Origin of the sequence: Sphingobacterium psychroaquaticum, from assembly GCF_900177625.1 — a bacterium.
Lineage (GTDB): Bacteria > Bacteroidota > Bacteroidia > Sphingobacteriales > Sphingobacteriaceae > Sphingobacterium > Sphingobacterium psychroaquaticum.
The window spans coordinates 357,862-370,427 of record NZ_FXAU01000002.1 but is presented as its reverse complement, the minus strand read 5'-3'; the positions used below and the strand labels follow the sequence as shown (position 1 = coordinate 370,427).

Annotated in this window: 10 protein-coding genes; 9 read left to right on the top strand and 1 reads right to left on the bottom strand. The window is 40.1% G+C overall.

Annotation, left to right across the window (positions count from 1 at the left end):
• Positions 1–46: 46 nt before the first annotated feature.
• Positions 47–1,477, bottom strand: coding sequence for a D-alanyl-D-alanine carboxypeptidase/D-alanyl-D-alanine endopeptidase (gene dacB, locus B9Y69_RS06965; RefSeq protein WP_234991129.1), 1,431 nt, complete (start codon positions 1,475–1,477; stop codon positions 47–49).
• A 215-nt stretch (positions 1,478–1,692) separates the two neighbouring features.
• Here dacB and B9Y69_RS06960 point away from each other — a divergent pair, with 215 nt between their 5' ends.
• From B9Y69_RS06960 to B9Y69_RS06915, 9 genes are all read left to right on the top strand, one after another.
• Positions 1,693–3,468, top strand: a complete 1,776-nt coding sequence (locus B9Y69_RS06960) for an aminopeptidase P family protein (RefSeq protein ID WP_085472297.1) — start codon at positions 1,693–1,695, stop codon at positions 3,466–3,468.
• Positions 3,469–3,879: 411 nt separating this feature from the next.
• Complete coding sequence (locus B9Y69_RS06950; protein ID WP_134430498.1) at positions 3,880–4,407, top strand: hypothetical protein; 528 nt, start codon at positions 3,880–3,882, stop codon at positions 4,405–4,407.
• 270 nt (positions 4,408–4,677) lie between these two features.
• Positions 4,678–5,313, top strand: a complete 636-nt coding sequence (locus B9Y69_RS06945; protein WP_134430501.1) for a hypothetical protein — start codon at positions 4,678–4,680, stop codon at positions 5,311–5,313.
• Between the two features lie 210 nt (positions 5,314–5,523).
• Positions 5,524–6,339, top strand: a complete 816-nt coding sequence (locus B9Y69_RS06940; RefSeq protein ID WP_085472293.1) for a fimbrial biogenesis chaperone — start codon at positions 5,524–5,526, stop codon at positions 6,337–6,339.
• Positions 6,323–7,405 carry a hypothetical protein gene (locus B9Y69_RS06935; RefSeq protein ID WP_085472292.1) on the top strand — a complete coding sequence of 361 codons (1,083 nt, stop codon included), beginning with the start codon at positions 6,323–6,325 and terminating at the stop codon, positions 7,403–7,405. The genes B9Y69_RS06940 and B9Y69_RS06935 overlap by 17 nt, the downstream gene beginning before the upstream one ends.
• Positions 7,406–7,462: 57 nt before the next feature.
• Positions 7,463–10,231: a hypothetical protein gene (locus B9Y69_RS06930; RefSeq protein WP_134430508.1), complete on the top strand. Its 2,769-nt coding sequence runs from the start codon at positions 7,463–7,465 to the stop codon at positions 10,229–10,231.
• Positions 10,232–10,309: 78 nt separating this feature from the next.
• A complete protein-coding gene (locus B9Y69_RS06925; RefSeq protein ID WP_085472290.1) occupies positions 10,310–10,894 on the top strand; it encodes an NADH-quinone oxidoreductase subunit A in 585 nt (194 codons plus the stop codon).
• Between the two features lie 3 nt (positions 10,895–10,897).
• Positions 10,898–11,404 carry an NADH-quinone oxidoreductase subunit B gene (locus B9Y69_RS06920; RefSeq protein WP_085472289.1) on the top strand — a complete coding sequence of 169 codons (507 nt, stop codon included), beginning with the start codon at positions 10,898–10,900 and terminating at the stop codon, positions 11,402–11,404.
• A gap of 17 nt (positions 11,405–11,421) precedes the next feature.
• A complete protein-coding gene (locus tag B9Y69_RS06915; RefSeq protein WP_085472288.1) occupies positions 11,422–12,564 on the top strand; it encodes a 5-(carboxyamino)imidazole ribonucleotide synthase in 1,143 nt (380 codons plus the stop codon).
• Positions 12,565–12,566: the final 2 nt, after the last annotated feature.

Sequence of the window (12,566 nt, the reverse complement as noted above, 5' to 3'; positions counted from 1 at the left end):
GGCTACAAAACTATAATTTCAATTGTATATTAACTAATTTTTGCCATTATTTCAAAATGTCCAACAGGGTAAACATCGCTTGGCGCATATTGCTGGATCCTCCCGTATAGTTGTTGACTAATAAGCTAAAGGTAAACTCTTGTCCTGACTTATGTTTTTGATAGCCTGTATATCCTAAAACGCCTCCTATGGTACCACTTTTCATCGTCATATTATTATAGGTTGGTAGACTTCGTTTGAAATCCGAGAACCAAGCTCTGTTTTGCGCGTAGTTCATTATTTTACTCATGGCCTGTGTGGTAACTCTATTTTGAGGCGATAGACCTGAACCATCTTTTAGCTGCATCTGTGAAGTCGGTATACGAAGCTTTTGTTCCCAGTATTTAGCGACAAGTCGTGCAGCATCTTCTGTTTCTGTTTTGTTTCCGCTAATCGAACCAATCGTTTTAAGCAGTGCTTCGCCGTAAAGATTGATGCTTTTTTGGTTGAACCAGTGCACAATCTCTTTCAATGGAGGTGACTGATGTGTATCTAGCAATGTTTTTGTGTTTTGGAGCTGCTCGCCCTCATTGAGCAGTCGTTTAGCAGTCGTAGGTAGGCAGATGCTATCCACGACGATCATGTTTCTTTCTAGCGTGCGGTAAAGTTGTTGTGCTAAATCATAGGCCGGATCGGGAACTGATATTTCAATAGTTTTATTCAAGTCTTTGCCGTAGGTTCCGCGGACATATACGACTGTGGAGTAAGGCGCGGAATAGGCGTAGACATTATCTCCGGTGCCATTGTTGCCAGTTGTTACTTCATTGATGATTTTTAAGTCGTAGAGTTCGGAGGAAGCCAGTTCGAATGGGGCTGGTTTTCCGATGGCGCCTGGTTTAAAAATTAACCCAGCTTTGTTTTCACGCCAGTTTAAACCCGACACGCCGGCGCCGTAATAATTTCCCATATCTCCCCAGTTCCAGCCGCCAGGCATATCCATACCATTAAAGGAAAGATCATCTCCGATAATGCGTCCTTGTATAGCAGTAATACCTGCATTACGAATATGATACAACCATTTATTCAGAAGAGTTTCCGCTTTTGTTTCAGGATAGCGGTCACTACCTAGGGTAGGATCGCCCGATCCTTGTATAATCACATCACCGGTAAGGACGCCAAGGCTATCGATGGATCCTGTGTAATACAGCTGTGTTTTATACTTGTATTCGGGTCCGAGAATATCGAGTGCCGTTATGGAAGTGATAACTTTTAATGTAGATGCCGTCGGTAATCCCGTTGTGCTGTTGTTTTCAAAGATTACCTGTCCTGATTTACTATCCAGCACGGTTAAGGATGCAATGCCATTTGGAATGTTACCACTGTTAATAAAACGTTGGTAAGCTTGGCTTATATCTTGTTTTAGGTCTTGTGCTTTTGTTGTGTAAGCGGTCGTAATAAAGGCCAGTCCTAAGCCCATTATAAGCCATTTTTTTTTCATGTTTTTCGTTCTGTACAGGGCCTTTCTTATAAGCGAACATATCCGCCCATCGGAGTAAGGCACATTTGATGTAAAAACAAACTTAGTTAATTTTACTTACAAAGGCTCGCTAATTTGCGTATTGAAGATGTAAAATTATCGTATCAGATTTGGGCTACTTATGGGTTTTACAGCTTATTTTTTTACCTTGCGCAGGTATCAGTATATTTCTTGAAATGACACATGTAGAAAAGTTAAGTGCCCTACGGGCCGCGATGAAGGCAAAGGGAATTGATGGTTACATCATACCTTCTTCAGATCCACATATAAGCGAGTACCTCCCCGATAGATATAAATGTATAGCATGGACATCTGGTTTTACAGGGTCCGCAGGAACATTGGCCATTACGCAAGATTTTGCGGGCTTATGGACAGATTCTCGTTATTTTGTGCAGGCTGTGGATCAACTTGCCGATACGGGTTTTGAATTGGTCAAACTGAAAGTTCAAGGTGCCGCCGAGTATGCCGACTGGTTAGCAAAGAAATTGCCAGCAGGGGCGACAGTTGCGTTTGACGGAAACTTAGCGTCGGTTGCATTGGCGCAAGCCGTAAAGGATATGCTAACTCCTGTAGGGATAGTTGTTGATGGACATACGGACCTACTGGATGCTATTTGGGAAGGTCGACCAACATTACCCACAGAAAAAGCTTACTTATTAGACCTCGCGGCAACAGGTGCATCGACCAAAACTAAATTGGATCAAGTAAAGGAGGTCTTAAAAGCGAAGCGTGCCGATGCGCATCTAATTTCTTCACTCGATGATTTGGCTTGGGTTTTAAATATAAGAGGGCGTGATGTAAAATGTAACCCGGTTGTATTAGGTTTTCTTTTGATAGAAGGAACGCAACAAACACTTTTTATTGATCCGATTAAATTGGATGCGTCCGATGTTGAGAGCCTTAAAGCTGCAGAGGTAGCTATTAAACCTTACAGTGAAGCGTTTACGGCAATCAAATCCATAAAGGCGAAGCAGATCTTGCTTGATCCTAAAAGAACCTGTTTTGCTATGTTCGATGCGGTGCCAGACTCAGCTACCATTGTTGAGGCCATGAATCCATCGACTTTATTGAAAGCTGTGAAAAATGATGTAGAGCTTGCTCACACCAGAAATGCAATGGTGAAGGACGGCGTGGCTATGACGAAATTTTTTAAATGGGTGGAAGAGCAGGTGGCCACAGGAGAATTGACAGAAATGTCTATTGCCGATAAATTACAGGCTTTACGTGCCGAAGGGGATGCATTTGTGGATATTTCCTTTGATACTATCGCCGGTTATTTAGAACATGGAGCATTACCACACTATAAGGCGACAGAAGATAGTGACGCGAAGTTAAAACCCACAGGTTTACTCTTAGTTGATTCAGGAGGACAGTATTTAGATGGGACAACGGATATTACACGCGTGATTTCGTTGGGAAATATCACACCTAATGAGAAGGAAGATTATACGATTGTCTTGAAGGGTACGATTGAAGGATCGATGGCTGTGTTTCCACGGGGAACACGTGGTTACCAGATCGACGCCATTACACGTAGGCCTATCTGGGAAACGCTTCGTAATTATGGCCATGGAACGGGGCATGGCGTGGGCTTTTTCCTGAATGTACATGAAGGACCACATACCTTTAACCCATCAAATGTCGATATCCCCGTAGAAGTCGGCATGATTAGTTCTATTGAACCAGGCCTATACCGCGAGGGGCAATACGGTATCCGTATCGAAAATCTCGTACATAGCAAGGTTCTAACGCAGAATGAATTTGGTGAGTTTATGGACTTTGAAACACTCACGATTTGTTATATTGCAACAGACTTGGTCGAAAAGACCCTTTTAGATCAAAAACATATTGATTGGCTAAATAAGTACAACGCGTGGGTGTTTGAGAAATTAGCGCCGCATTTGGATGTCGAAACACAAAAGTGGTTACAAGAGAAAACAAAATCTATCTAGTTTAATAAATCACAGTAGTCTAGAACGGGGAGTTGCATGAATGCGATTCCCCGTTTTTTGTTTCAGGATAACTCGGCACAGGTCGAAAGTCGTTGGAGAAGCATAAAAAAAGACCTCCAATGCTTTATTCTTTTCTTAAAAGACATTATCCCTATGTTATTTTTTGTTAATCGTTCTGTTAGTGCTTCAAAAGATGCGTTCAACGTCTTTAGATGCAATATTCTTATGTCCAACGTGTTACCGAAAAGAGGTGTTATTTTTTCTTTATTTTATTGCCAAACAATAGTTTTTGTCATTAAAATGTGACAAAAATCACATCATATAATGCTTCCGCTACAAACTTTGTGTGAGAAAAATTGTTCATCTTTACGATGTGAGTATTACATATAAGTAGGGGTTAATTGTTGTGTTATGAAAAATTGTTTATTGACATTTGCTTTTTTTATCTGTTTTCAGATGCTTAGTGCACAGAATGCGGTGCGACTTAATATTGTTTTAAATCACGTGCAAAATTTGACGGTTAATGCTAGTCAGGAGACAACAACTTTAACTTACAATACCGTTGAGGATTATGCAAATGGTGTGGCAGTCGTACAAAAAGAACATCTTAATGTTTTTAGTACAAGTCCGTATGTTGTTAAAGTTCGTGTTGTAAATGAGGAGTTTATAAAAAATGGAGGTGAGCCGGGGACAGGAATGTTACAACCTAACGTAAGCGTTTTAGCTGCTCCAGCAGCGCAGCCGGATGGGGTAGTGACAGAAGGAAGAATATTATCTTTAGAAGAAAGAGCAATCATAACGGGCGATAATCCGGCATTTGATAATAAATTTGATGTGACCTATAAAGGTCCTGGTGGCAACGAGCTGATAAAGTATAGTGAATTTGGGAAAGTGAATACGTTTACAAATGTTGTCTTATACAGTATCGAAGCGAAGTAAAATATAAGCCTTGACTACCTACAGTTGAGGCTTTTTTATGATAAAATTATTCCTCTCTATTTACGACGTAGCGCTTGCGCTACATTTTTTTTGATAGTTGTTTTTTTTGCTGTTGTCAGCAAAAAGTCAAAAACAAGTCCTATTACTTTTAAACGCCATTATTTCAAAATCGACCTGCGTGTTTGAACATGTTTTTATATTTGCGTGTCCTTTTTTTATATTTTTTGAATGGGGGTAATGGATACTTTTGTCCCGTTAGTTAAAAACAAGATGAACGTAATTGTTTTAAAGAAAATGAAAAAAGGATTTATTTTGGCAGCTGTAGCCTGCCTAGCAGTTTTAGGAGCAAATGCTCAATCTAAACAAGTAAAAGTAAACGTGGTATTGAACCCAGCTTTGTCTATCGAAGTAAATGACGGTTCTCTAGATCAAGGTCAAACTGGTCTTGCAGAGAATGGTGCTGTCAACTTAATCTATAACACTGCTACGGACTATACTACGGGTGTTAACAAGCAAGTAAACGATCACTTGAAAGTTACTGCAGTTGGTACAGGTTACAAAGTTTATGCTAAAGCTTCGAGCAACGTATTGACAAGAAATGGTGGTGACGGCGATCAAGCTGCTGCTACAATGGCAGGTGAAATTGTTTCTGTTAAAGTTGGTACAGGTAGTTCATTTGATGTAGCTACTTTATACAGCGATCGCGCAGCGAACAGCGGTAAAGGTAAAGATATCTTTGCTTCAGGTAACTCAAACTCATCAGCATCAGTGGTAGCACAGCCATTAAATGTATTATACGCTGCTAGAGCGTTGAACTCTACAGAAGTACAAAACTTCTTAGGAAAGAACAACAAAACTGGTGCGAGATATACAGTAGACGTAGTTTACGATATCTTAGCTGACTAATTACGCACTTAATTAGTCTAAAGTATAAGAAAAGCAAGTGTGAATAACACTTGCTTTTTTTTCTGAATTTGAAATTCTTTATTTGCTTGGTTTTGTTGTTAAATTGAGCACGGTGTTAAGCGTTCCGTTTTCTATCTTTGTATAGAAGTTTTCCTGCAAATAGCAGGAAGAAACGTTTATTCACTAGTTGCGACAACACAACAATATTTTATGAAAAAGATAGCTACCGTTTTATTTTTTCTTCTGATTTCTCTTTCAACTTTTGCACAAACAGGGTTAAGTGTGGGGCCGCCACGTCTTTATTTCGTGAGCAATTCTGGACAAAATCAAAGCTTAAGTGTTGAAGTGACTAATCCAAGTAAGGATTATACATTGGAGCTTGCTGCTTCGATGGAGGATTGGGAGTATAATGAATATGGTGATAATATCCTGAAGCCTAAAGGGATGTTAAAAACGAGCTGTGCCAACTGGGTTTCTGTTTCAGAACCATTTTTTGCGCTCAAGCCGGGAGAAAGTAAACGGTTACAAGTAAACATTATGGTACCACCAAATGTGGTCTATCAAGATTCTTTACCCGTACACACGGCGATGCTGTTTATCTCTCAGTTGAACCCGAAGGAGGGAAATCAAAGAGAAGGAGCTAATATTCGTATTGCCGTTCGGTCGGGAGTGAAGATCTACCACCGTTTTACAGGGATGGATAAACCTGATTTGGAAATAACCGACTTCAAGTATCTAGCCCCTGATAGTGTCAATAAGTATATCGAACTTTCGTATGATGTCACTGGAAATGTGTGGTTGGAAGGACAAATGCGCGTGGAGTTCATAAACCAAGAAACAGGTAAGAAAACATTATTGGATAATTTGGCCTTTTATGCGCTTCCGGGAGATCATCGCAAGCAGTATGTTCAAGTCCCAAAAGATTTAGCGAAAGGTAATTATGTAGCCTCAGCTATGTTGTTCTATGGCAATCAACAACAAGTTAAAGCTGCAGAATTGGAGTTTAAACATGAAGTATCTGAATAAAATAATCGTTGTATTTGCTGTTTGTTGGTTACAGGTATTATCTTGTGCCTATGGGCAGTTACGTTTTTTAGGTCACAGTAATAACTACCTACAGGTTACTTCTTACCTTGGAAAGGATGGAGGTGAGCGCTTTAATACTTTTCAGTTTGACCTGTTAAGCAAAGGGATCGATATTAAGAAATGGTCGTTATCTGTTCGTTTGGATGGTGCTATTACCATTGTGGACGGTGGGCCCAGTAAAAGTGGGGAAGTTTTTCCGCTCGACAAATTAACGTTCCGTTGGACAACAGATAACAATAATGCGCAGATGAATCTGCAAAGTTTTGGGATGAACCTGAACGAAGTCTTTTTGCAAAAAAATGCTGAAATTATGTTGGTTGATCAGGCAAAAGCACCATTTTCTTCATACAATAAGGATTATACACAGGTCTTTTTATACAGCTCGATCAAAGTTACGCAAGGGAAATATTTGGAACGCTACCAGAGCGGTGTGAATCAATGGACACATATTAAGTATCGAATACCGATGCTTTACACCTTGTATGACGAAAATAGAAAAATTATCGGTACAGCGCCTTTAGTATATGATTTACATATCTATCCGAATCTTACAGATGGTAATTTGGTGGATGTAACACCAGACTATGGTTTGGAAATTGGTACCGAGGCTAGTAATGCCACGCTCCGTTTCCAATCGGCAAGAGATTACCTCGATGGGGTTTCTTTGTTGTTGGAAAATGCAGTGAAGGTCAATGCCAAGAGTAATTTTGAACTGCAGGTCAAATCTGTGGACAGTGAGCTAAATTCGTCGACTAGTGGTAGTTTGCCGTTAAACGTGTTAAGTACAAAATTAACCGCTGGGACGGGGGCAAAAACAATTCTTGCCAACCCGGTGCTAACGCTTTCTACAAATCCACAAATGCTATTGTCGGGTACATCCACAAATAAAGAGAATATTCAATACTTTAACCTAAACTATAAAGCTAAGCTTTCACAATCGCAAATTGTATCCGTTAAACCGGGTGATTATGCGGTTTCGTTGGTTTATTCATTGATCCCAAAGTAGGAGATATCCACACGTATGCGGTTTTCTTTTTACCTTTTTTTATTTTTTGTTGTTTTCGTGACTCCAAAGGACGGAGTGGCGCAATCGACGGTGACCTTAACGGTCGATTCTGTACTGCAGTTGCAAGCAGGCTTAAGTGCCTTGGATGTCGAGATGCAGAATAATAGTACGACTGATTTTACAGGACGTATTGAATTACAATTGCCGAATGGTCTCGTGTCTATCCAAGATACGCGACAAGCTGTGCTTATTAGTGCCGGCAAGAAGCGCTTCCTATCCTTGAAATTTCGAAGTTCAATGTTATCGGCATTGAAAGATAAGTTTTTCACTGTGCGTTTGATGAATGAGGCTGGTAATGTGGTTTCTGAAAAACGTATCCATATTAGTGTTCCAGAGAAAAGATCCGTTGTTTTACTTGACAACACGCCGCTCCAATATTTGCGACAGGTAGGAGACTCCGTTTCTGTCAAGCTCCGGGTTTTTAATAATGGAACCACAGATGAAGATGTTAATATTCTTTTTTCTTCACCAGACCGTCTCGGGGATCGTAATTTTAAAGCGCTCGCGATTTCCCTGCCTGCCGGTAAGGATTCGCTCTTAAGCTATAGTTTTGCCATTGAAAAGTACATGATGTCGCTCGCTCAATATACTATTCGAGTAAGTGGTATATACAGCAATAGTGATGTCTTCGGAAATGTAGGTGTCTTGTTCTCCAATGTCTCTTCGAACCGAGATTACCAGAAGATGTTTAGCATGGATAACAGTAATCCTATCTATTCCAATAACTATATTGATTTACAGCTTAACAATTTTTTAGATGATCGAAGTATGTACTACCTACGGTCGGAAGGTGGATACCGTTTAGCTGATGGTAAGTTGCGGTACGCTCTTAATGTCAACCAGTTTGGAGACTTCAATAGCAATCCAAATATCAACAGTACGTTCATCGAGTTTGAAAAAGGAAATTACCAGCTGACGGCCGGAAATATTCAAGAAAATCTAGAGGCTGCGATTTATGGACGAGGGGGGAAAGTTACGGTGTGGAATGATGTGCGAACGAATGAGTTTTCGGCTGGTATTGTAGAGAAATCTAATGATTTGTTAGGTTTTTATAGTAAGGATAATCCTGGTTTTACTGTATTTTCTCGCTTCTTTTCTGGGAAGCAGGAGAATGGTCGCAAGATTTATGATGGTCAGATTTTCTTTGATAAGAATGGTTTGGATAGTACGGAAAGCATACTTTTTGGTAATACATTTGATTTGTTGCCTGCCGACTATGATAAAGATATGCGGTTGACAGGCTTTGTTGCAGGCGGATTGCACCACTTTTACGGACGACAAAGCGGAATTGATGAGTTTCGTCCTTCTGGAGCTTTTGGTGTAAAACTGAATGGTAACAGGTCTAAATGGAATTATACGAGTGATAATTTTTATAGCACGGCATATTATCCGGGAAATAGGAGAGGTGCCATACAGCTAATGCAGCGTGTCGGACGTCAAATTAATAAGTACTACTATAATCTTGGGTATTTTTACTCGGAGTTTTCGCCGAAGTATTTACATCATAACTTTGAATCGTTTTCTAATAGCACGTCTAAGTTCGATTTAAATGTTAGTTTGCCATTTTCTAGTTTTCTAGCGCTGAACGTGCAACCGTCCTTTAATCAGGAAAAGGGTGCTTATTGGTTAGATAGTAAACCGGTAGAGCTTTCTATACGTGCATGGCAAATGATGATGACCGCAAATATGCGTTCGAAAAATTACAAACATAATATTTTCTTGACTACCGAAAGTGGGTTGATATCGGTAGCAGATCGTTTGGGGAATACATATGCTTTTCGTGGTAATTTTTCCTATAATTATAATATGTTGACCGTGTTTGGGAATTACCAACATGGTGCCTTTCAGGCTTATGAGCTGTTGAATAGCGAATTAATGGGAAGAGCCGTGGGGGATCGTTTCTCCTTCGGTAGTTCCTATGCGGGCTTATTGTTTCAAAAGAAGTTGTCTTGGTCGGCGAATGCATCCATTAATATGACGACTAATTTTGGTAATACGTATGCCGGTAATTTTAATGCGACGTATAAGGTGCTTAAGAATACCATGCTGACGGCGACATATCAATATAGTTATACGAAGGCTATGAGTGGTTACGACTATACGTTTACCAATCTACGAGCCGGAATTCGTCAGAATCTAAAAGGACAAAGCTTGGATCGTCCTGTTGTTAAATCAGGAAATTTAGACATCTTTTGTTTCTATGATAATAACAATAATGGGGTATTTGATGCCGGTGAAGCTGTGGCAGCGAATTATAATTTTATGGTTAAGAATGTCTTGTTTGTAACCGATAAGAAAGGAAAAGCTACTTTTAAAAGAATGCCATATGGTGATCATACGTTATTTTTTCCAATGCGCGATGGTTACCAAGCAATTACCAAACTAGTAGAGATTGGTTCCGGAACGTCTTATGTGGATATTGCGTTACAGAAGGTTGGGTTTGTAAAGGGGGCGATTAAAATAGATTTTGATGCTAATTTAAGCGTTGAGGCAAATTTGAATCTTGACGGTTATCGTGTTATTGCGGAGAATAAAGAAGGTGGCATATTTGAAACAAAAACGACAGAAACGGGAGGTTTCTCCTTTAACTTACCAAAAGGAACGTATATTTTCTATATCGATACCGAATCAATCCCGACGAATATTAGTATAGATAGCAATCAACAATCTGGAACGGTAGAAGTAGAGCAGACGATTTTATTGGATTCTTTTATTCTGAAAGTGAAAGAGAGAAAAGTGGAAGTGAAGCGTTTTGGATCGCGTTAAGTGGTTTTGTGCGTCCTTTCATAAAAATTATCGTCGCAGAATTGATGTCAGGAAATAATTTCTTAACTTTGCTAACGTATGGATGATCCCGCACAGCTGTCCGAATATGGTAAGATACTATTAATAGCTATAGTAGGTATTGTATTGGTGTGTGGAACCATCTTCCTTGCGAAGTTTATCTCTCCTAAGAAACCAAGCCCCGAGAAGTCTAGTACGTATGAATGTGGTGAAGAAGCAATTGGAACAGGCTGGGTACAAATCAATCCGCGCTTTTATGTTATAGCCTTGGTATTTCTACTGTTCGATGTGGAATTGATTTTTATCTTTCCGTGGGCGACTGTCTTTGGTAATGCAGAGTTTATCGGACAAGATAATCGTTGGGGGTGGTTTACACTACTGGAGATGGCCATTTTTATTGGTATTCTGGTCATTGGTCTTATTTATGTTTGGAAACGTGGCGACATCGCGTGGATAAAGCCGACGTTGAAGCGACCTGTTGTTGAAACAGGTATTCCTGCTGCTGTTTATGAGACATTAAACAACAAAGAATACGTTGTTCGTGATTTTAAGGAAACGGTTGAAACGACGGTGAAAGAGACTATTCCTGTGGCAGCACCCGCAAATTTAGGATTCCGTCCAAAGTTCAAGAAACCTAACGCTTAACCTATGAATAATCTAGCAGGTCAACAAGAAAGTGGAGGTGTTATTATCGCCAAAATGGACGATTTACTGAATTGGGCACGGTTGTCATCCATGTGGCCGGTTAGTTTTGGTATTGCTTGTTGCGCTATTGAGATGATGGGAGCAATGGCAGCTACCTACGATTTGGATCGTTTCGGTGTATTCCCAAGGCCCTCACCGCGTCAGTCGGATGTGATGATCATAGCCGGTACGGTTACCTTTAAGATGGCAGATCGTATTAAAAAGTTATATGATCAGATGCCCGAACCAAAATATGTTATCTCTATGGGCTCGTGCTCAAATTGCGGTGGTCCTTATTGGCAGCATGGCTACCATGTGGTGAAAGGTGTGGATAAGATTATACCAGTGGATGTGTATGTTCAGGGGTGTCCACCACGTCCGGAAGCTTTAATTGGAGCTTTCCTGGAATTACAAAAGAAAATAGAAACAGAAAATATACTTCAGGATCAATTTTTTCCTGAAAACGCTTAATATACATAAATTAAATTATGGCAAAGGACTTTTATGGTGAGTTACAATTAGGGATTCTAGGTGGTGGACAGCTTGGGCGGATGCTCATTCAGGAAGCTATTAACTACAATGTGAATGTGCATGTATTAGATCCAGATAAAAATGCACCGTGCCGGAAATTGTGTAATCGTTTTGAGACTGGTTCGCTTTCGGACTTTGAAACAGTTTATAATTTCGGAAAAGACCTCGACATGATTACTATTGAGATTGAAAAGGTAAATGTTGATGCATTGGAGAAATTGGAAGAGGAAGGTGTTATTGTCTATCCGCAATCTCGTGTTATCCGATTAATTCAAGATAAGGGCTTGCAGAAGCAGTTTTTTAAACAAAACGATATTCCGACGGCGCCTTTTCAATTAATTTCAACAAAAGAGAATCTTTACGAAACACAAATCGCATTTCCCTATATGCAAAAGCTTCGTCGGGATGGGTATGATGGAAAAGGGGTTAAACGTATCCAAAGTACGCAAGATATAGAATCTGCTTTTGAGGCGCCCTCGCTGATTGAGGAGCTTATTGATTTTGATAAAGAAATTGCTGTTATCGTCGCGCGTAACGATCGGGGAGAGGTGGCGACTTATCCATTAGTGGAGATGGAGTTTAATCCGGAAGCTAATTTGGTCGAGTTCCTGATTTCGCCATCGATCTTGAGTTTTGAAATTCAGGTACAGGCTGAAGAGATCGCAAAGAAAATTGCGAACGATTTACAGATTGTTGGTTTATTGGCTGTCGAGATGTTTTTGACTAAAGATGGTCAGATATTAGTTAATGAATTGGCGCCTCGCCCACATAATAGTGGCCATCATTCTATCGAGGGAAATGTGACGTCACAATTTGCACAGCATTTGCGTGCTATTTTTAATTTGCCTTTAGGTAGTACCGCGGCGCGTTCTAATGCTGTTATGATCAATCTACTCGGAGAAGCGAAGTACGAAGGGTTAGCGAAATATGACGGCGTAGAGGAAGTGTTGGCGATTGAAGGTGTATTTGTACATTTGTATGGTAAGAAATATACTAAACCGTTCCGCAAGATGGGACATGTGTGTATTGTGAATGATGATCGTGACTTGGCTATCAAGAATGCGCGGTTAGTACAGGAAATATTAAAGGTAAAAGCATAAAT

What these genes read in the sequence shown, in the direction of transcription:
- dacB (WP_234991129.1), bottom strand. Translation starts at nt 1,477, where the DNA reads ATGAAAAAAAAATGGCTTATAATGGGCTTAGGACTGGCCTTTATTACG.
- B9Y69_RS06960 (WP_085472297.1), top strand. Translation starts at nt 1,693, where the DNA reads ATGACACATGTAGAAAAGTTAAGTGCCCTACGGGCCGCGATGAAGGCA.
- B9Y69_RS06950 (WP_134430498.1), top strand. Translation starts at nt 3,880, where the DNA reads ATGAAAAATTGTTTATTGACATTTGCTTTTTTTATCTGTTTTCAGATG.
- B9Y69_RS06945 (WP_134430501.1), top strand. Translation starts at nt 4,678, where the DNA reads ATGAACGTAATTGTTTTAAAGAAAATGAAAAAAGGATTTATTTTGGCA.
- B9Y69_RS06940 (WP_085472293.1), top strand. Translation starts at nt 5,524, where the DNA reads ATGAAAAAGATAGCTACCGTTTTATTTTTTCTTCTGATTTCTCTTTCA.
- B9Y69_RS06935 (WP_085472292.1), top strand. Translation starts at nt 6,323, where the DNA reads ATGAAGTATCTGAATAAAATAATCGTTGTATTTGCTGTTTGTTGGTTA.
- B9Y69_RS06925 (WP_085472290.1), top strand. Translation starts at nt 10,310, where the DNA reads ATGGATGATCCCGCACAGCTGTCCGAATATGGTAAGATACTATTAATA.
- B9Y69_RS06920 (WP_085472289.1), top strand. Translation starts at nt 10,898, where the DNA reads ATGAATAATCTAGCAGGTCAACAAGAAAGTGGAGGTGTTATTATCGCC.
- B9Y69_RS06915 (WP_085472288.1), top strand. Translation starts at nt 11,422, where the DNA reads ATGGCAAAGGACTTTTATGGTGAGTTACAATTAGGGATTCTAGGTGGT.